General features: G+C 64.8%; 24 protein-coding genes, 1 tRNA gene, 2 pseudogenes and 1 riboswitch. Of the genes and pseudogenes, 15 read left to right on the top strand and 12 right to left on the bottom strand.

The features are described 5' to 3' along the window. Positions 1 to 53 precede the first annotated feature (53 nt). The 4 genes from orn (at position 54) to KXZ72_RS00845 (ending at position 2,587) form a co-directional block, all read left to right on the top strand. Positions 54 to 674, top strand: coding sequence for an oligoribonuclease (gene orn / locus KXZ72_RS00860; protein WP_226081824.1), 621 nt, complete (start codon positions 54 to 56; stop codon positions 672 to 674). 85 nt (positions 675 to 759) lie between these two features. Beyond that, positions 760 to 835 (top strand) — tRNA-His (locus KXZ72_RS00855). A gap of 123 nt (positions 836 to 958) precedes the next feature. Beyond that, positions 959 to 1,306 carry a metallopeptidase family protein gene (locus tag KXZ72_RS00850; RefSeq protein ID WP_226083381.1) on the top strand — a complete coding sequence of 116 codons (348 nt, stop codon included), beginning with the start codon at positions 959 to 961 and terminating at the stop codon, positions 1,304 to 1,306. 48 nt (positions 1,307 to 1,354) lie between these two features. Next, positions 1,355 to 2,587, top strand: coding sequence for a hypothetical protein (locus tag KXZ72_RS00845; RefSeq protein WP_226081823.1), 1,233 nt, complete (start codon positions 1,355 to 1,357; stop codon positions 2,585 to 2,587). 15 nt (positions 2,588 to 2,602) lie between these two features. Here the strand turns inward: KXZ72_RS00845 and KXZ72_RS00840 are convergent, their stop codons facing one another. The 12 genes and pseudogenes from KXZ72_RS00840 to KXZ72_RS14775 all read right to left on the bottom strand — a co-directional run. Continuing rightward, a complete protein-coding gene (locus KXZ72_RS00840; protein ID WP_226081822.1) occupies positions 2,603 to 3,199 on the bottom strand; it encodes a nucleoside/nucleotide kinase family protein in 597 nt (198 codons plus the stop codon). After that, positions 3,192 to 3,989: an energy-coupling factor transporter transmembrane component T family protein gene (locus KXZ72_RS00835; protein WP_226081821.1), complete on the bottom strand. Its 798-nt coding sequence runs from the start codon at positions 3,987 to 3,989 to the stop codon at positions 3,192 to 3,194. Before KXZ72_RS00835 ends, KXZ72_RS00840 begins: the two co-directional genes overlap by 8 nt. Further along, positions 3,986 to 5,467, bottom strand: coding sequence for an ABC transporter ATP-binding protein (locus tag KXZ72_RS00830; protein WP_226081820.1), 1,482 nt, complete (start codon positions 5,465 to 5,467; stop codon positions 3,986 to 3,988). The genes KXZ72_RS00835 and KXZ72_RS00830 overlap by 4 nt, the downstream gene beginning before the upstream one ends. Positions 5,468 to 5,472: 5 nt before the next feature. Next, positions 5,473 to 6,102 (bottom strand): ECF transporter S component, encoded by a 630-nt coding sequence (locus KXZ72_RS00825; RefSeq protein ID WP_226083379.1) that lies wholly within the window; start codon positions 6,100 to 6,102, stop codon positions 5,473 to 5,475. A 47-nt stretch (positions 6,103 to 6,149) separates the two neighbouring features. Further along, positions 6,150 to 6,258, bottom strand: a riboswitch (TPP riboswitch). Between the two features lie 60 nt (positions 6,259 to 6,318). Continuing rightward, a complete protein-coding gene (locus tag KXZ72_RS00820; protein WP_226081819.1) occupies positions 6,319 to 6,645 on the bottom strand; it encodes a hypothetical protein in 327 nt (108 codons plus the stop codon). 9 nt (positions 6,646 to 6,654) lie between these two features. After that, on the bottom strand, positions 6,655 to 7,929 hold the full coding sequence (dinB, locus tag KXZ72_RS00815; protein WP_226081818.1) for a DNA polymerase IV: 1,275 nt from the start codon (positions 7,927 to 7,929) through the stop codon (positions 6,655 to 6,657). A gap of 77 nt (positions 7,930 to 8,006) precedes the next feature. After that, entirely contained in the window at positions 8,007 to 8,462 is a 456-nt protein-coding gene (locus tag KXZ72_RS14785) for an APC family permease (RefSeq protein ID WP_404823656.1), read from the bottom strand. 109 nt (positions 8,463 to 8,571) lie between these two features. Further along, positions 8,572 to 9,054: pseudogene (locus KXZ72_RS14780) on the bottom strand (APC family permease); the annotation flags it as partial. 68 nt (positions 9,055 to 9,122) lie between these two features. After that, a complete protein-coding gene (locus tag KXZ72_RS00805; RefSeq protein ID WP_226081817.1) occupies positions 9,123 to 10,571 on the bottom strand; it encodes a recombinase family protein in 1,449 nt (482 codons plus the stop codon). After that, positions 10,568 to 10,936, bottom strand: coding sequence for an ImmA/IrrE family metallo-endopeptidase (locus KXZ72_RS00800; RefSeq protein WP_226081816.1), 369 nt, complete (start codon positions 10,934 to 10,936; stop codon positions 10,568 to 10,570). The genes KXZ72_RS00805 and KXZ72_RS00800 overlap by 4 nt, the downstream gene beginning before the upstream one ends. 3 nt (positions 10,937 to 10,939) lie before the next feature. Continuing rightward, positions 10,940 to 11,251: a hypothetical protein gene (locus KXZ72_RS00795; RefSeq protein ID WP_264159419.1), complete on the bottom strand. Its 312-nt coding sequence runs from the start codon at positions 11,249 to 11,251 to the stop codon at positions 10,940 to 10,942. A gap of 24 nt (positions 11,252 to 11,275) precedes the next feature. Beyond that, a pseudogene (locus KXZ72_RS14775) lies at positions 11,276 to 11,401 on the bottom strand (hypothetical protein); the annotation flags it as partial. A gap of 133 nt (positions 11,402 to 11,534) precedes the next feature. Here KXZ72_RS14775 and KXZ72_RS00790 point away from each other — a divergent pair. The 11 genes from KXZ72_RS00790 (at position 11,535) to KXZ72_RS00740 (ending at position 18,470) form a co-directional block, all read left to right on the top strand. Continuing rightward, positions 11,535 to 11,798 (top strand): helix-turn-helix domain-containing protein, encoded by a 264-nt coding sequence (locus KXZ72_RS00790; protein ID WP_226081814.1) that lies wholly within the window; start codon positions 11,535 to 11,537, stop codon positions 11,796 to 11,798. A gap of 1,433 nt (positions 11,799 to 13,231) precedes the next feature. After that, entirely contained in the window at positions 13,232 to 13,897 is a 666-nt protein-coding gene (locus KXZ72_RS00785) for a DNA polymerase III subunit beta family protein (RefSeq protein ID WP_226081813.1), read from the top strand. A gap of 8 nt (positions 13,898 to 13,905) precedes the next feature. Further along, on the top strand, positions 13,906 to 14,673 hold the full coding sequence (locus tag KXZ72_RS00780) for a BRO family protein (protein ID WP_226081812.1): 768 nt from the start codon (positions 13,906 to 13,908) through the stop codon (positions 14,671 to 14,673). Continuing rightward, entirely contained in the window at positions 14,670 to 14,831 is a 162-nt protein-coding gene (locus tag KXZ72_RS00775; RefSeq protein ID WP_226081811.1) for a hypothetical protein, read from the top strand. Before KXZ72_RS00780 ends, KXZ72_RS00775 begins: the two co-directional genes overlap by 4 nt. Beyond that, a complete protein-coding gene (locus KXZ72_RS00770) occupies positions 14,828 to 15,001 on the top strand; it encodes a hypothetical protein (protein ID WP_226081810.1) in 174 nt (57 codons plus the stop codon). Before KXZ72_RS00775 ends, KXZ72_RS00770 begins: the two co-directional genes overlap by 4 nt. After that, positions 14,982 to 16,199, top strand: coding sequence for an AAA family ATPase (locus KXZ72_RS00765; protein WP_226081809.1), 1,218 nt, complete (start codon positions 14,982 to 14,984; stop codon positions 16,197 to 16,199). Before KXZ72_RS00770 ends, KXZ72_RS00765 begins: the two co-directional genes overlap by 20 nt. Next, the gene (locus KXZ72_RS00760; RefSeq protein ID WP_226081808.1) at positions 16,196 to 16,489 is read left to right on the top strand and encodes a DUF7316 family protein; all 294 of its coding nucleotides are present in this window, start codon (positions 16,196 to 16,198) and stop codon (positions 16,487 to 16,489) included. Before KXZ72_RS00765 ends, KXZ72_RS00760 begins: the two co-directional genes overlap by 4 nt. Next, positions 16,486 to 16,872 (top strand): hypothetical protein, encoded by a 387-nt coding sequence (locus KXZ72_RS00755; RefSeq protein WP_226081807.1) that lies wholly within the window; start codon positions 16,486 to 16,488, stop codon positions 16,870 to 16,872. The genes KXZ72_RS00760 and KXZ72_RS00755 overlap by 4 nt, the downstream gene beginning before the upstream one ends. After that, positions 16,869 to 17,477 carry a YqaJ viral recombinase family protein gene (locus tag KXZ72_RS00750; RefSeq protein ID WP_226081806.1) on the top strand — a complete coding sequence of 203 codons (609 nt, stop codon included), beginning with the start codon at positions 16,869 to 16,871 and terminating at the stop codon, positions 17,475 to 17,477. The genes KXZ72_RS00755 and KXZ72_RS00750 overlap by 4 nt, the downstream gene beginning before the upstream one ends. Then, entirely contained in the window at positions 17,474 to 18,088 is a 615-nt protein-coding gene (locus tag KXZ72_RS00745) for an ERF family protein (RefSeq protein ID WP_226081805.1), read from the top strand. Before KXZ72_RS00750 ends, KXZ72_RS00745 begins: the two co-directional genes overlap by 4 nt. Beyond that, positions 18,063 to 18,470: a hypothetical protein gene (locus tag KXZ72_RS00740; RefSeq protein WP_226081804.1), complete on the top strand. Its 408-nt coding sequence runs from the start codon at positions 18,063 to 18,065 to the stop codon at positions 18,468 to 18,470. The genes KXZ72_RS00745 and KXZ72_RS00740 overlap by 26 nt, the downstream gene beginning before the upstream one ends. The last annotated feature ends 175 nt before the right edge of the window (positions 18,471 to 18,645 follow it).

Raw genomic sequence — 18,645 nt, 5'->3', positions numbered from 1 at the left:
AGTCTATCCGGCGAATTTCCGCGAGTGTCCCCGATCGGGACTAACATGGGGCCATGGCAAATCTCGCGGACCGCTTGGTCTGGATCGACTGTGAAATGACCGGCCTCGACCTTGGTGTTGACGAACTCGTGGAAATCGCGGTGGTGATCACAGACTTCGACCTCAACCCCGTTGATCCCGGCATCGACCTGGTCATCAAGCCCAGCGCCGCGGCCCTGGAACAGATGGGCGAGTTTGTCACCACGATGCACACCACCTCGGGCCTGATTAATGAGCTCAACGACGGGCTCTCGCTCGAGGAGGCCGAACGCCGCGTCCTCGAGTATGTGCGCTCGTTTATTCCCGAGGCACGCAAGGCTCCCCTGGCGGGAAACTCGATCGGCACCGATCGTGCATTCCTTTCCAAGTACATGCCCGAGCTGGATAACCACCTGCACTATCGCAATATCGATGTGTCCTCCATTAAGGAGCTGGCACACCGCTGGTACCCCCGAGTCTATTTCCAGGCCCCCGCCAAGGACGGTGGCCACCGCGCCCTCGCCGATATTCTTGAGTCCATCCGTGAGCTTGCGTATTATCGCGCCGCGGCCTTTGTGGATACCCCCGGACCCACCTCCGAGGAGGCCAAGGCCATCTCGGAGGACGTGGTGGCAAAGTTCGCTCCAAATATGTAATAGACTAGTCACGTTGCAATCGCACGACACGAAGGCCTCGATTCGTCCCAGACGAAAAGAACCGATAGTATCGAGTGGTGACATGGTGGGTATAGCTCAGCTGGTAGAGCGCCTGATTGTGGTTCAGGAGGTCGCGGGTTCAAGCCCCGTTACTCACCCCAAGTAATATATGAAAAGAGGAGCATATGCTCCTCTTTTCTGTTTAACGCCCCGCGTCACGCCACGGCTCGCGCCACGCCCGAGCTACACGATTCGCCGAAAATTCTCGATAGGATTCAGACGTGATGGAACTCGATGCCGATGCGTTTGACACCCTCGTAAACGAGGTCTTCGACGCGCTCCCCGCCGAGATCACCGAGGGGCTCGAAAACGTGGCCATCACGATCGAGGATCTGCCCGAGGATGGCACCCTCGATCTCCTGGGTCTGTATCACGGCATCGAGCTTCCCGACCGCGATGCCTATGGTTATGGCGAGATGCCCGATCTGATCAGCATCTACCGCCTCCCGCTCCTGAATATCGTGGAGAACGAGGAGGAGCTGCGGGAAGAGGTGCGCGTCACGCTGATTCACGAGATCGGTCACTATTATGGGCTCGATGATGCGGAACTACACCGGCTTGGCTGGGGTTAGGGTGCCGTCCGCACACCCCAGACAGCCGTTATCCCCGGGAGGCCCACCGTGCGCATAGGACGATTTATCGGCGTGAGCCTCGGCACCATCGCGATTCTTGTGGTGGGCGCCTATGCCCCGGTCATGCTTGTGGGGCCACTCCCCGACCCCACCGTGAGCGTGGATGCCGTCCCCAGCCTCACGGTCACGGGGCCCGCGCTGCCCGCCACCGGCGCAAGCGCCGTCGCGGCCGGCAGCGAGCTGCTTGGTGCCGCGGGCGATACCGAGGCGCTGCCGATCGACGGCGCCACCCGCCTGATCACCGCACTCGTGGTCGCCGAACGCTTCCCGCTGGCCGCCGATGCCGCGGGCCCGGCCGTGCCCATCGGCGAGGCCGATTATCAGGACTTCCGGGCGCGCCTCGAGGCGGGCGAGCGCACGATTGCCGTCTATCCGGGTGATACCTGGAGCCAGCGCGAGGTCTTGCAGGCAGCCCTGCTCTCCGATAGCGGAAACCACGCCACTACCCTCGCGCTCTGGGCCTATGGCAGCAACGAAAACTATCTCTCCGCGGCCCGTACCTGGGCCCAGAAAAATCACCTGGACAGCCTCGTGCTGGTGGATGCCGCCGGAACCGCCGCGGGTAACCTCGCCTCGGCGGCGGACCTCGCCCGCATCGCGGCGCTCGTGCAGGCCGATCCCGGTCTGCACGCGATCCTCACCTCCGCCCCGAGCGGCATCGCCGCCCAGCGCGAGGTGGCCTCCCCCGATACCTATCTGGCAGAGCGCGGCCTCGGGGTGCTCTACCGCGGCTATAACGCCCGCGCCGGAATCATCCTGGTGTTTACCGCGCGGGTGCCCGTGGGCGAGGAATCCTTTGAGTTCGCGGGGGCCTCGCTGCGCAGCGATACGTGGGGCAGCCTCGAATCCGAGATGAACGCCCTGCTGGCCAGCGCGGAGGCGGGCGTGCGCTCGGGCCCGCTACTCGAAACGGGCACACCCCTGATCACCCTCACGGCGGCCTGGGGCGAACGCGTCCAGGGCATCTCGGGTGAGATGCCCAATACCGTGTATTGGCCCGTGCGGGCCCCGGAGATCTCCGTATCCGCCCGGGAGGCTCAGGCCGATGTGCAGAAGGGCGATATCGTGGGCACGATCCGCGTGGCCGAGGAGAAAACGGCGCCGGACGTGCCCATCCTGGCCACGGGATCGCTGGACTCCCCGGATATTCCGTGGCGCCTGCTGCATCCCCTGCCGCTGATCGGCGCCTGGATCGACTCCTTCTCCGCCCCTGCCCCCTAGGCCCGGAACGCGGCCCTATTCCGCGGCGGAGTGACCCTCGGGGATCACAAACGTCTCGGTGGCCCGCAGCCGGAGGTCGGCGAGGGCACGCGGATCCTCGCGCGCGGTGAAGATCTCATAATCGCGCTGCCAGGCGTCCCAGTGCGGCAGATAGGTATCGCCATCGCGGGCGAGCGCGCGGCGCTTGCGCAGGCCGTCCTCCGCGCCGATCCAGATCCGCAGATCCGCGAGCCGCGCGGAGGCCCGGGAGAGCGCGCCGCATCCCTCCACGATCAGCGGCAATCCGGGATCCACGGGGTATTGCTTGGTGGTGTGCCCGGCCTCCCAGTCATAGCCGGTCCAAAATCCACGCTCGCCGCGGCTCAGCGGCAGCAGCAGATCCCGCACCAGCGCCCGCGCGGCGGCCTCCAGCCCGGACCAGCCCGGATAGAGCCCGTCCATGCGCACCAGGCGTGGCGTATCCGGCCCCGGCCAGTGCTGCCGGAGCTCGCCGGCAAACGTGGATTTGCCCGCGCCGCTGGGGCCCTCGATCAGCAAAATTTGAGCACCGGGCTCGCCGAGCGCCGCCCAGGCCTGCGCCCGGGCGGCGCTCGAATCCTCCGGCCTAGTCAAAAACGAAATTCCAGTGTCCGGTGCTCACCGTGACGATCACGATCAGCGCGGCCACGGCAAGCCCCACCACGGCCAGCACGGCATCGCGCCAGCCCAGGGTGGACTCGCGGGCCCAGGTGCGCGGAATATCGCCGCCAAAGCCGCGGGCCTCCATCGCCATCGCGAGCTTGCTGCCGCGCCGGATCGAGAGCACCAGGATCGCCAGGCACATCCCCAGCAGGCGCCGCACCCGGCCGGTATCGGCCACACCGCGGGCCCGCCGCGCGAGCTCAAGCTGCCGCCAATCGTCCATAAACAGCCCCACCATCCGCAGCCCCGCCAGGGCTCCGAGGACAAAACGCGCCGGGAGGTGCAGGATCTGCGCGAGGCCATCGGCCAGGTCGGTGGGGTCCACGGTGATAAATAGCACCACCGCGGGCAGCGCAATCGCGAGCAGGCGCAGCATCGTGGCCACGGCAATCTCGATCGAACCATCGCTGATCTGGGCGACCCCAAACTCCCAGTACACCGTGCCCGACGGCCGCCCATAGAGCAGCATCGTCACGGCCGCGGCGGGGGCCGCGATCCATACCGGCAGGGTGCGGAGGAAAAACTGTCGCGCGGTGATCCCGGTAAACGGCAGCAGGATCGCCAGCGCCGCGAGCGCCGTGGCCGCGGATACCCAGTCCAGGGTCAACAGGAGAACCAGCGTGATCGGGACCGGGACCAGCAGCCGCGAAACGGCATTGGTGCGGTGGATTCCGCCCGCGCGTTCGGCCGTGACCACGCCGCTATAGGTGGTGGCGCTCATGCCTGTGTACCCCCGTTTGGTGCGGCCAGGACCAGCTCACGATCGGCGAGTGCCGCGATAAAGTCCTCATCGTGACTCACCGCGAGCACCGAGGTGCCGCCCGAGCGCAGCTCATCCACCAGCGCCACCAGCTCCGCCCAGGTCAGGGCGTCCTGCCCAAATGTGGGCTCGTCCAGCATCAGCACCGCGGGGGCCGCCACGAGGGCGGTGGCCACCGAGAGGCGGCGTTTTTCCCCGCCGGAGAGGGTGAAGGGATGGGCGCGGGCCAGGGCCGTGAGGCGCAGACGCCCCAGGATCTCGGTGATGCGGGCCTCGGTATGCTCGGCATCCCAGCGCAGCATGCGCGGGGAGATTTCGAGTTCACCGCGCACGGTGGTGCTCAGGAACTGGTGTTCGGGATCCTGGAACACCGATCCGATCCGGCCCAGCAGCTGCCGGGATTTCCAGCCGATGGGAGCGGGTCCCGCGCCCTGCGCAAGCGCGGGAGACGCCGCCAGCGTGCCCGCCTCGGGGCGAATCAGGCCGGCGAGGGTCAGCGCCAGCGTGGATTTTCCGGCACCATTGGGCCCGGTGAGGGCGAGGATCTCCCCCGCCCGCAGGTCCAGGTCCAGTGCCCGGGTGACCGGGGTGCCCGGAATCCGCGCGGCCCGCAGGCCGCGCCCGGAGAGCAGCACCTCGCCCGCGATGGTCGGCGGTCGCGGTGCAAGAACCGGCGGATGCTCGGGCACCCAGACCCCCGCGGCGGCCAGCTCCGCGCCGCGCTCGCGCAGCACGGTGGCGGGATCACCATCGGCGATCACCCCCGCACCGGGGCCCAGGACGATGACGCGGTCCACGATGGGTAGCCACGTGGAGACCCGATGCTCAATCACGATCAGTGTCGCGCCCGTGCGGTCCAGGGCGCGGCCCACGGCATCGCGCACCTCGCGCACCCCCGCGGGATCCAAATTTGCGGTGGGCTCGTCCAGGAGAATCAGCCCCGGATTCATCGCGAGTACCCCCGCGAGGGCGAGGCGCTGTTTTTGCCCGCCCGAGAGCCGCGAGGAGAGGTGGTCCAGCGGCAGGTCCAGGCCCACATCCCCCAGGGCCCGGCTCACCCGCGGCCAGATCTGTTCGCGCGGAACACCAAGATTTTCGCAGCCAAAGGCCACGTCATCACCCACGCGGGCGAGGATCATCTGCGAGTCGGGATCCTGGAGCACCAGGCCGGAGCGGCCGCGCAGGGACGCGGGTGGCACGCCGTCCACGGTCAGGGTCCCGTGGCTTTCGCCCTCGTCGTCCCCGCCCACCACGCCGGCGAGGGCGTGCATAAACGTGGATTTTCCGGCCCCGGAGGCACCCAGCAGCAATACCCGCTCGCCGGGGTTGATCCGGAGCGTGAGGTTATCCACCGCCCAGGCGAGGCGGGAGGCGTGGCGCCAGCCCCAGCCGCGGGCTTCCACCGCGGCCGGGACCGGCGCCGATCCGGGATTTATCACTGCGGCTATACCCGCGCGGTGGCCGTGCGGCCGGAGGCGAACCTATTCAGCGCCCCGGTGGCCGCCAGGCCGCGCACGGCAAACCACATCAGCAGCCCGGCGATCAGCGCGCCTCCCGCGACCTGGGACACCACATAGATGATCTGATAGTCGAGCTTGGCCCCGGGGTTCCAGAGGAACAGGTTATTAATCGAGGCAAAGAGCGCGGATACGGCTCCCGCGAGCATCGCTACCGGCAGATTCCAGACCCGGTAGGCGAAGATCAGGAAGACGATCTCCGCGCCGAGGCCCTGCACCAGGCCGGCCTCAATCGTGGGGAATCCACCCCACTGGTTACCCACCAGCGCGGAGACCACCGCGGCGAGGGTTTCCACATAGAGCGCCGCACCGGGCTTACGAATCACGAGGGCACCGAGAACACCACCGATATACCATACGGGTTCGGCGAAGCCCTGGACCCCGGGCAGGAGCGCCTCAAACGGCACTTTAATGCCGCTCCAGCCGATGTTATAAACCGCGAAGATGAGGGCCACGGCCACACCAAGCACGCTGGCCACGACGATATCAACGACCCTCCAGCGCAGGTTGGGACGGCCGCGGGTGGGGGTGGGTGCGAGATTTTTTTCGCGCTGCATAGACACTAAATCGTGCCCCTTTCATCAATAGACAATAGAAGGGCACGGGTTTGAGATGATTATCCTCCCTGCGCTGGCATGATCCAGATCAGGTTTGACGGTCGAAGGGATTACCTTCCTCTCAGCCCGGTACTCCGGACTCCCGTGTTGACCTCAGCATAGCGCAACGGCCCGGCCCGTCACCACCGGTGACGGGCCGGGCCGGGGCGGACGCGGCTATTTTTTGGCGGCGCGGATGATGCGGGACAGTGCGCGACCGAGTACACAGATCACGGGCACCGAGACGGTCAGGAGGGCGATGATATTGGGCGAGAACTTCCAACCCTCGCGGGTCTTCTCATAGGCACCGATGGGCAGGGACAGGCTGCCACCGCCGCCGCCGTTGCCCTCGCCGGCCGAGCCGGAATCGCCCGCACCAAAGCCGAACCAGCCCACGGCCACGGGGACCATGGTGGCGCCGTCCACCTCCACTGGGGCGCCATAGGAGGTGCCCACACCGGTGTTTTTGAACTTATCTGCAAGGTCCAACGCGATTTTACTCATGGCTCCACGCTACCGCGCCGGGCCCCGTTCGGATAGACCGCCGTCGGGTGGGGTGGGCGGAACCCGCGGATTTTTTCGGAGGAGGGAGGCGGGGCCGATGGCCGCCGTGCCAAATTTGCCGCGCAGGGTATCGATGGTATTTTCGGCCTCGCGCCACTCCTCATCGGGATCCCAGAGCGCGGCCTCGGGGACCACCCCGGCCTGGAGCCCCTCGGCGCGCACACCGATCAGGCGTACGGGCCGACCGCGGGACTCCAGGGAGGCCAGCAGCTCCACGGATTCCTCGTAGATGCGCCGGGCAACCCGGGTGGGTTCGGCGAGGGTGCGCGAGCGCGACAGGGTGCTGAAATCGCTATAGCGCACCTTCAGGGCCACGGTGCGGGCGGAGAGATCGGCGGCCCGCAGGCGCGATGCCACGCGATCGCTCAGCCCCAGGAGTTCCCGGCGCAGGGCGTGTTCATCGGTGACATCGTATTCAAACGTGACCTCGTGGCCGATGCTCTTCTCGGCGGCGGAGGAGGCCTCCACGCGGCGCGGGTCATAACCGCGGGATAGCTGCGAGAGTTTCAGCGCGGCGGCGGGGCCCACGGCGCGCACGAGCTGACGCTCGGGGGCATCCGCGACATCGCCAATGGTGTGCAGGGCGATGCGTTCAAGCGACTCGGCGGTTTTTGCGCCCACGCCCCAGAGTGCGCGGATGGGCAGCGGGCGCAGGAACTGCACGGTCTCGTCGCGGGGGATCACAAGGAGGCCATCGGGCTTGCCCTTGCCCGAGGCGATCTTGGCCACAAATTTGGTGGCCGCGATTCCCACGGTGCAGGCGAGGCCGGTTTGATCGCGCACGCGGCGGCGGATCTGCTGGCCGATCTGCGCGGGCGAGCCGAGCAGGCGGCGCGCACCCGAGACGTCGAGGAAGGCCTCGTCGATGCCCAGGACCTCCACCAGCGGGGTGGTATCGCGGAAGATATTCATGACGATGCTCGAATAGTGTTGATAGGCCGCAAAATCGGGCTCGATCACCAGCAGCGAGGGGCAGAGCTGGAGGGCGCGGGCCATGGGCATGGCGGCCCCCACGCCGTAGCGGCGCGCGGCGTAATTGGCCGTGGAGACCACGCTGCGGCCGGTGCGATGCCCGATGGCCACGGGGCGGTGGGCGTCTTCCGGGCGGTCCAGCAGCGAGACGGAGGCGAAGAAGGCGTCCATGTCGATATGCAGAATGGGCGTGCCGGAATCATCGGCATCCGCCGCGGATACCACACGGGAACGGCCATCCTGTTTACTCACCCCTCCATCCTCGCACCCACCACCGACAGCGCCGCCCGCGCGCCGCGCGACCCGCCGGGGCGGTGAGCCGCCCCGGGCTAGCGCGTGCCGGGAGGATCGTTATGCCGCGGGCTTTCCGGGTTCAGCAGGGAGTGCCGGCGGGAATAGCCAAAATAGATGGCCAGGCCAAGCACAAGCCATACGCCAAACCGGATAAACGTGAAGTGGTCCAGCTGCGAGATGAGGAAGGCCGAGGCGATGATGCCAATCGCGGGGACTATCGGCATCAGCGGCAGCCGGAAGGTGCGCGGGGTATCGGGGCGGCGATAGCGGAATACGATCACGGCGATACACACCACCAGGAAGGCCGCGAGGATTCCGATATTGGTGAGGTCGGCAACCTCGCGAATGGGGAAGACACCGGCCAGCAGCGCGGCGCAGAGACCGGCGAGCCAGGTCACGCGCTGGGGAACTCCCGCGCGGTCGGTCTTGGAGAACCAGCGCGGCAGCAGCCCATCGCGGCTGAGCGAAAACCAGACGCGGCAGCAGCCCATCGCGGCTGAGCGAAAACCAGACGCGGGAGCAGCCGAGGAGGAACGTGAGCACCACGGTCACGATCGAGACCACGGCCACCACCGAGATGATCGTGGCCACCACGGGCAAGCCCACCGCGCCAAAGGCCGAGGCATAGCCGGCCTTTTCGTCGATCTCGGTATAGTTTTGCATTCCCGTGAGCACCAGCGTGGCCGCGACATAGAGAGTAAGGGCGATGGCCAGGGACCAGAGGATCGCGCGCGGCATATGCTTTTTGCCGTCCCGGGATTCCTCGGCCGCGGTGCTCATGGCGTCATAACCAAATACCGCAAAAAACACCGTGGCCGCGCCGCCCATCACGGCACCAAAACCATTGGGCATAAAGGGATCGTAGTTTTCCGTGCGGATATAAAACGCGCCCAGCCCCACGATAAAAAGCACCAGGAGCACCTTAATACCCACCGCGATCAGCTCAAAACGGCCAAAGGCACGCACCCCGCGGCTGAGCACCCAGGTGACCAGGAGACAGGTGAGGATGGCCGGGAGGTTGATGATTCCACCGTGTCCCTCGCTCGCGGTGGAGGTCATCCACGCGGGCAGGTTGATGCCCACCCCGGAGAGAAAGGCCTCCAGATAGCCCGAGATACCGATGGACACAACGGTTGCTATTTGCTTAGGACTTAATCGACCCACCTTGGAATGATGCGGAATTCCGTGCTTGCGGCGCGCTCCCCCGGTGTTACCACGATGCCCGCTATGAGCTTCTTCAGCACCGCGTTTAGCCCAGCGAGGTCGAGCTTGTCCCACTCGGCCAGAAGGCCCTTGGCTACCTCCGCGGTGGTCCTGGCATCTTTGGCGTCTCGCGACGCCGCGCTAAGCCTCGTCGCTAGGTCCGTCCTTCGAGCTTCGAGCTGGGCCATGCTTTCCGCGTATGCGTCGTCCGGCACAATGCCCTTGGTCCAGCCCATCGTGAGTTTCACGATCCGCGCGCTGGTCGTGTCGAGCTGCTTCGATAGCGCCGTAGCGTGGCCAATCTGAGAGACTTTGGTACGCGCACGCTCGGCCTCTTGCATCGCGGCTCGGTCTACCTCGGCGGCCAGCTCGCCAACCCACTCCTTCACGGCGGCTTCGAGCGGCTCACGCAGTATCACAGTGTGGCGATATTTCGCGGGATTTCTTTGTCTCATCGGGCAGCGGAAGCTTCGCGAAGGCCCGTTGTAAGCAGTGACGCTCATGGGCGAGCCGCAGTCGGCGCAAATGACGAGCCCCGATAGCGAGTAAACAGGGTTTCGGTGTCGCGGGTGCGTGGTCGCCGTATGGCGGAGTTTTGTAAGGAAGGCTTCCCAAGTGTCGGTATCGATGAGGGCCTCGTGTGCGCCTTTGGTGTAGGTGTCGGTCGCGGCGGTATATAGCAGGCCTGCGGCGAAGCCGTTTCGCATCACCTGCTTGACCGTGACGAAGCTCCACTCCGCGCCCTTTGCCGTGGGTACCGAGTTTTCGTTGAGCCAGCGTGCGATGCGCGAAAGTCCCCAACCGGACAAGTACTTTTCATAGCAGGCGACCATCCATGGGGCGGTGTCAGGATTCGGCGTCTGCACAGGCCCATCGCCTCGCATGTAGCCGAACCGGACCGCATATGGTAAATGCGGGAGCCCTTGCATCTTTCGACGATGGAGGGCCTCTTTCCAGGAGTCCCCGATGCGTTCAGACTCGAACGCGGCGAATTCGGCCAGCATCCCGCGCGCGAGCCTCCCCGTGGAGGTGGATACGTCCACGTCCTCGGTCGCGGAGACGATAAGCCCGCCGGCGGATTCGACCTTGTCTACGGCGACAGCCCAATCTAGGCGGGAGCGCGAGAGCCGAGACCATTTCCAAAGCACGATAACGTCGGCGGTCTTAGCCTCGATCATTTCCATGACGCGGTGCACGGCGGGCCTATTCCAGGTGCGCCCCGAGATCCCTGGGTCGGCTTCGACCGCGACGATCTCGAAGCCGTGGCGGGCGCAATATTCGCGGCCTGCAGATTCCTGTAGCTCGAGGCTAATTGACTCTTCGCGTGCGGTGGACTGCCGCAGGTATAGGACGGCCTTGCGGGCGGGGCGCAGGTGCGCGATCGGTTGAGCGGTCATGCCACCTCTCCGGTGTCTAGGTATGCCTGAAATATTTCGCGGGTGACGCCGAGCTCTCGGCAGATCCGGTCTCCGTCGGGGTACAGCCTGAGCAGCTCGGCGATCTCTCGGGGGTTGATGAGGCGTTGCGCTGCGATGCGATTGGCGCGCGCCTCATTTTTGGGGTGATGCCCTGCGGGGTCGCAGTATTCGGCGTGGACTAGCTCATGGGCAAGTACCGAGAGCTCTACAAAGGAACGCATCTTGGGGCGGATGAATATTGCGCGCTGCTCGGGGACCCACATCCCTTTGGCCGTGCGCAGGGGCCACTCGATTATGGAAACGCCGAGTTTTTCGGCGTGATTCCACGGGTCGTATTGTTGCATTTATCAGTCCTCATCCGGGTATCCAGGTTCTTCGGTGTCGGGGTACGCCGCGTGGGGAAGCGCGTCGGGGTTGAAATCATCTCGCATTGGTACGACATTAGAACTTGCGTCGAGCTCAACCGGCTCGGTCAGCTGCGGCGAGGCCTCCCCGCTGTCTAGCCGGCGCACGATTTCTTGAGCGAGCTGCAGGTCATTGAAGTCACTCAGAGTGAATTCGCGCGGGGCCGCGCGGTTGATTTCCCCGTGTGTGAGGTAACCCGCGGCGAACAGCGCATAAATCGGGTCTTGCCCGTAGCCGCGGGCGAATGAAATCACAGTGCGAGGGTCGGGGGCTGCAGTAACACCCGATAGCCATCGGCTTACTGCTGCGGTGGACACTCCTGCGCGTTGCGCGATTGCCGCGTTACTCTCCCCATCCGTCACGGTGCGGAGATATACGGCCCAGCTAGATGTTGGTGCTTGCATGAAAGAAACCTTAACACACCTATTGCATCGGTGCAATAACTTTACATACGGGAACCGCGGAAACACGGGGATTTTTCGCGGCGATGGATTTTTTTAGGTTGCACCCGCGGAATTATTTGGTAGCGTTACAGCCATGCAAGATACATACACCGAAGTAACGTCTGCGGCTCAGCCCGGACTCCGGCTCAACCGCGCGAAGCTCGACGAGCTGCGCCGAGCGAACGGCATCGAGAGCGAAGCCGACCTCGCCCGTCTCGCCAACATTAACCCGACGACTCTATGGCGAGTCTCGACTGGCAAAACTCTCCCCTCCAACGGGTTTATTGCCCGCATGGTAGTCGCGTTCCCGCTTTGCCCCATGGGAGAGCTGTTTTTCGTCGATAAGGCTGCGGCTTAGTCATGAGCGCCGCACCCCTCGCCCGACCCTCGCGTGAGCAGTGCATCCGCGAAGCAGCCCAGGCCTTTGTCCAGGCGGTCCGCGATGTGAACGAACGCTCTAAGCCTGCCGAATAGCCGGCTCCTGCCGCCTCTGTGTGCGGCTTAGCCTGACCAGCTTCTAACCGGGTCTCTCAAAAACCACCCCTTTGACAGGGGTAATTGTTGCGCCCAAAAACAGGCCAACACCGGGTCTTACAGCTCGCCTTGATTGGTGGGGTTGGGGCACCGAACGTTCTTTCAAAATTCCACAGCGTGAAGTACCCCGCGAGGGCACGAGGTCACTAGCCGCCGTTGACTTGTCCGGCCAGCCACAGCACCAGATGCATTCCAGCGGGGAAACACATTTTTAGGCCAGTAGTACGGGGCCGCGACTTCCTCATCACCTGCGGGTGGGTTGCGGTGCTACACGGATGCATGTCGGGCGTAGAGGCGCCGCGGGCATCTAGGCACGGACTGGCCGGTCGCGGCCCCGTATCTCTCCGGGGCCGCGACCACTCGCAACAAAAGGAGAAGCATGGTTCTACTTATCTGGCTAGTCGCAGTCCCGGCCACGGTCTGCCTCGCCTGGGTTCTTTTCCCACTCGTGGTTGTCTCATACGAGGTTGCGCGGGAGAATGTGGGGCTCAATCGTTTGATTTCGGTTATCGCCGTTCCGGTTGTTTGCGTTGTCCTGCTCGCTGTTTCAGCGTGGTTCGCCATGTGCGGAACGTCGTTGACACTACGCCAAGCCAGGCAGGGACAACCCGCATGGGGGGAAGAATCGGCTGGCCTGTAAGCCGGCGACGCTTAAGGTACGACACGGTGGCGCCCCGACCCCCGCTAGAAGGTCTAGCCCGGTACCAATAAACACGCCTATGTCGCATGAGCGCTCCGTCCTCCCATACGACCTCAACCACGACTCGTCGGCTGAGTCTTACTTCGTCTGGGATAGAGCGCACGTGCCGTTGTCCCGCGGGAAGCGTGCAAGGGTCGTCTGGGTAGACGAGGGAGTACCCGTCATAGCGGTCAACCGCGAGCTCAAAACTCAGGGCATCGGCAGGGCCTCGATTCGCGGCAGTGACATGCACCTGTCCGAGCGAGTCGTGCATGAACGCTATTTGCACTCGTGCTCGCGCGGCTCTGCCGTTTCGTCGCGAAGCGATCCACGCAAGCGTTCCAGTTACCACGGCGAATACGGCCGATACGATCGCTGGCGCCCACTGCAACGGCGATGGATCAGCAGAGGGGACCAGGTCATCGATTCGCATGCCCAGATTCTAGGGCACTACCGCCGTCCCTCAGGGCACCTTGTGTGCCGGGGCATTGTCGGGATCAACCCCCGAGGCGGCACGGCGCTAACCGCGCAAAAGAAAACGCCCCGCTGTAACGGGGCGCTCAGTGAAAGGTGAAACCTTGACGAAATCTAATATTACCAGCTTCACCCTGCCATCCGCAGACTTGAAATGGATCGTGGATGGAACGGTGGTGGCCGCGAGCCGCGACGATATTGCTCCGAGCATCTGTGCAGTGCGTTGGGTGGTTACAGAAAAAGAGCTGCGACTCGTGGCCACCGACCGCTATCGGATGCATACCGCGACGCTCCCCATCCAGGGCGCGCCCGCCCCGGCGGAGTTCACCGCGCCGTTGAGCTTGATGCAGTGGGTGCAGCGCAATGCGCGGGCGTTCTGGCGCGAGTGGCCCAAAGTGGGCGAAAACGTTGCGCCAGTGAAAGTCGAGTTCGACCCGGAGACCGGCCTGATCGCGTTTGAGGTCCTCACGCCGAATGCCGGGGTGGCGTTGCGCATGAGTGGCGAAGCGGTGAAGGGCAACTTTCCGTCCATGCTCACCCTGCTTGCCTCCGCTCGCGAGTCGGAGCCGTTCGCGGGCCCCGTGGGGCTGAAGCCAAAGTTTTTCGGCGATTTGGGGAAGCTCGCGCAGCGCGACGACACCCCAAAGATGGTCCTCACCTCAAACCCCACGAGCGATAGCAAGCCGGGCCCAGTGATCTTCACTTACGCCGGAACCGGCGGGGACGTGTACGCCGAGGCGCTTATCCAGCCAAACCTTTTGATCCGATAGGGGAAATCATGCAGAACGAAATATTGCCGTTCAGCTTCGAAGGGCACCAAATACGAACCGTGGTGATCGACGGTGAACCGTGGTTTGTCGCTCGCGATGTAGCCGCGGCGCTCGGATACATCGATACAGCGAGCGCTATCAAACAGCACACGAAGGGGGTGGCAAAACACCACCCCCTTGAGACCCTCGGCGGAACCCAGAATCTTCGGGTCATCGCTGAGCCTGATGTGCTCCGCCTGATCATTGGTAGCAAGCTTCCCGCGGCCGCCGAGTTCGAAAAGCTGGTTTTCGAGGAGATCCTGCCGAAGATTCGCAAGACCGGCACATATGGGGTGCCGGCGATGCTCACGCCGGAGCAGATCGTGCACCAGGCGCTGCAGATCACCGCGGCCAAGGTTGCCGAGCTTGAAGCTCGCGCGCTGGATGACGCCCCGAAGGTCGAATATGTGGACCTTTTCGTATCTCCCGACGATATGGACACCATTCGGGCGCTGGGCAACGCGATCGGCGAGAAGGAAGGGGTGATCCGCGATCTCCTCATTGGTAAGGGGTGGATCTACCGGAAGCACATCGGCCGCCGATACTCCGTGTCAAAGGGCCATACGGAGGACGTGACCGAGTATTGGCCGGCGGCGGAGCATAAAGCGAAGTTCCGGCTGGTGCCGCAGCATAACGCGCCGCGGCATCACAACAATCAGGTTCGGCAGACACTGTATGTCACGCCGGAGGGTAAGACCGCGGTGGCTCGTCTTTTTGGTAAGGCGGCCGCGGCATGATCCCCCTGGACGAGCCCACCCCGCCCCAGCATCCGCCGCGTATCGAGACGGGCCCACTGATCCCCCGCGATGACACAGCGGTGATCATCGGCGGCCTCGTCGTGGTGATCGTGAGCGCGCTGGGCATCCTCGGAATGTTTTTCTGGGCGCTCCGATGAGCCGCTGGGCGTTCGTCGCGGCCAGCACGCTCGCGCTGGTCGCGGGCTTCATCGAAATCACTCTCAAAGGCGCGGTGGGCGGGGTTACCCTCGCCGCGCTTCTGCTCATGGCCGCATCCGTGGCCGCCATTTTTATCGAAGAAGGAAATCATGGAAATCACGAATCTTAAGGTCACCAATTTTAAGGGCCTGCGTCACGCCGATATCGACGTGGCCGGAAAACATCTCATCGTCATCGGGGGGAAAAACGGTGCAGGTAAATCCAGCTTCCTGGATGCCTTCGCAGAGATCATCGATCCGAAGGGCACGAAGCTCACCCGGCGCCCTATTCACGACGGGCAGGATCGCGCCGAGGTCACTCTCACAACTGATTGCCGAATCATCAAGCGGGTGTGGACCGGTGATAATGCGGGGACGCTGGCGGTCGCGGCGCTGGACGGCGCGAAATACGGTAGCCCCTCGGATGCGGTAAAAAAGTTGGTCGGCGCGGTGCCTTTCGACCCGCTGGAATTCACCCGCCGCCCCGAGAGTGAGCAGCGCCAGGCGCTCCTCGCCCGCGTCGATCTTCCGTTCGACCTGGCCACGCTGGAAGCCGAGCATGATCTCGCCTATAAGCAGCGCACCGACGCTAACCGGGAGGCGGAGCGCACCCAGGCCCACGCCGCGGCATTGCCCGACGGCGACGCGACCGCGACCTGGGCCGATCACGTCGAGCTACTGGCCGAGCTGGAAGCGGCCCGCGCCGCACAGCACGCCCATGACGCCGACCTGGCCGCGGTGGTGACGCAGGAGGCCCGGCAGAAGGCGATCCTCGCGGAGATCGCCGCGCTGAACTCCGAATACACCGAGCTGGAAGCCGCGATCCAGGCCACCGAAACCCGACTAGCCGTGTGGACCGCACCGGACATCGACGCGATCTCCGCACGCCTGGCCGGCGCCGAAGCCACCAACACCTCGATCCGCGAGGCGCAGGCCAAGGCCGCGGCGCTCGCCGAGGCGGCGGCCGCGAGCGAGAAGGTGGCCCGGATCCAGGCCGAGCTGGACCGGATCGCGAAGGTGAAGGCCGACGGGCTGGCCGGTGCGGCATTCCCCGCCGGGCTGAGCGTAGACGATGACGGCATCACCGTGGACGGGGTGCCTTTCAAGCAGATCAACTCGGCGAAAAAGGTGCGGGTAGCTTTCGAGCTGGTCACGCTCGCGCAGCCTGATCTTCGTATCGTGATGATCAAGGACGGGAGCCTGCTGGATTCTGAGTCGTTGATGGAGATCGAGGCTGTGGCTATCGCTCGCGGCTACCTGGTACTTATCGAGGTGGTCACCGAGGATGACTCGGCCGAGTTTACGGTCACCGAGGGGGTGCTCGCGTGAGCGCCGCGGACACCATCACTCGCGTGGAATACGGCTACCGGGCCCCCGACGGATCCGAGACATGGGGCGACAGCGGAAGCAGCGCCACTTTTGCCGGGTGCCGCTATCTTCTCGCACCCGACTATCAGGCCGATCCGGGGCGGCATCCGAACAACCGGGCCGCCTTGGTCAAGGAGTATCGCGCACATCTTCTGCGCCTCGGAATCCCCGAGGACGCGATCGTGGATTTGGTGATCGTGTCTCGGCAGGTCATCACAATCACGATGAGCGCCGAGGAGGTGGCCTCGTGACTCGGAACCGGCGCAGCGCGAAGAATGCGGGGGCGCGCTTTGAACGGGCGCAGGCCGACTGGTTAGCCGAGCGCCTTGGCGATGACCGTATCGACCGCCGGGTGAAGTCCGGCGCGAAGGACCGCGGCGATATCGGCGGGGTCCGCGCGATCCGCGGTGGCCGCGTCGTGATCGAGTGCAAGGACGTGGCCACGATGGCCCTGCCCGCGTGGCTCCGTGAGGCCGAGGTGGAGCGCGGGCATGATGACGCGGTTATCGGGGTGGTCATGCACAAAAAGCGTGGCACCGCCGATCCTGCCGAGCAGTACGTCACGATGACCGCGGAGACTTTCGCGGTGCTTCTTTTGGGCGGCGGGGACTTTGAGCGTGGGGTCACCCCATGACGTGGCGGGAGCGCATTCTCGATACCGGTGAGGACCGGGACGCCTGGCTGGGGTCCCGGTCCTCGATTATTGGGGCCAGCGACGCCGCCGGGTATGTGAAGCCGGAATCGGTGGATAAATATGTGCTGGCCAAGCTGCGCGCCGCGCACAGCACCTTCACGGGAAATCGATACACCGAGTCCGGGCATTTCTGGGAGCCGTACATGCTCGCTTGGAGCATGACGCCCGAGAACAAAGCACTCATTCACTCCCCGGGGAAATCGTGGGCCGCCGCCACCCCTGACGGCATCCGGGAGCTCTCCGACGGCAGTATCCGGCTCGCGGAGTGTAAGGCGAAACACGGGCGTGTGGTCACCGGCCCAGACCCTAAAGAGTGGCGCCAAATGGCGTGGCAGCTCCACGCCGTGCCGGAAGCGTCGGGCGTGGAATTCATCTGGGCTGAAATCATCAGCGACAGCCTGCGCGAGGGCAGCCCGCAACACATTTTTGTGCCTCGCGACCATCCGAAAATCATTGCGGCGCGTGACCTGATCCTGCCCATTGCAGCGCAGGTTCACGCCCGCCTCATAATCGCCCAACAGGCGATGGAGGAGTTCACACCATGACCGAATATAAGCATCCCACCCTGGCCGCCGCGCTGGCTGCGTTTCAGGTGCATTTGCCCCGAGTGGCGAAGGACAACACCGCGCGGGTCGTGACCAAGGAAAAGGGCTCGTACACCTACGATTACGCCGACCTCACCGATATCACCGATGTAGCGCTACCGCTGCTGGCCGAGCAGGGCCTCGCATGGACCACAATGCCCACCATGTTTGAGGGCGCTTTCGTCCTGATCTACACGCTTCGCCACGAGAGCGGCGAAACCATTGAAGGCATCTACCCGCTTCCCGGCGGCTCGACCCCAGCCCAACAGCTCGGCGGGGCAATCACCTACGCCCGCCGGTATGCGCTGTGTGCGGTCACCGGTATCGCGCCGGGCGGCGATGATGACGACGCCGGAACGGAGCCCGCCGCCGGGCCTATGCCGGCCCCGATGAATTGGGCGGAGCTCCTCGAAAAGGCTAAGACCGAGGCCGCGGTGCGCAGCATCGGCAACGGCGCGATGCGTGCCGGGCAGCTCACGGCCGACCTACGTACCGCGGTAGCTGGCCGGATCGCCGAGTTCGCGATCTCCGCGGAGGTGAGCCCTAATGGTGATGTTCCAGCAGCCGAGTAGCGAGGTCGCGGCGCTCGACACCGGCGAGCTCCTGGACTACGAGCCGGTCACTCTCCCCCAGCTTGAGCACGCGATCCTCACGCTCTCGCAGCGGGTGGAGGCGTCGGTGGATGTGATCGGCAGGATGTGGGATACCCGGTATCAGACGGAGCGCGATCTGATCGAGGCCCGCGGCACGGCCATCATGAAATCCACCCGGCCGACCGTCATGGAAAAGCGGGCCGAAGCTGATCTGGCCACGCTAGAGCTGCGCCGCAAGCACGATGATGCCAAAGCAGTGCTACACGCGGCCGAAGAGCTACAGCGCGCGCTACGGGCGCGACTGTCGGGCATGCAGACGCTGATCCGCACTATCCCCGCCGCGATCGGAAGCCAGCGGTGAGCGCGCGCATTTTCGCATCGTCGGTCGCTCCACGGGCTTATCCGGTGGCTCATGGCGTGGCTATGAAACCGTGCCCGCGGTGCGCGCAGCCGCGGCGCGCACCCGCGCAGGCGCGGCCCGAGCTGTGCCGAGATTGTAAGTACACGGTCCCGAGGGATGAGCGCGCCCGGTGGGC

Source organism: Mycetocola spongiae (genome assembly GCF_020424085.1).
Classification (GTDB): domain Bacteria; phylum Actinomycetota; class Actinomycetes; order Actinomycetales; family Microbacteriaceae; genus Mycetocola; species Mycetocola spongiae.
The sequence above is the reverse complement of the archived record's forward strand: the minus strand, read 5'-3'. Positions and strand labels throughout refer to the sequence as shown.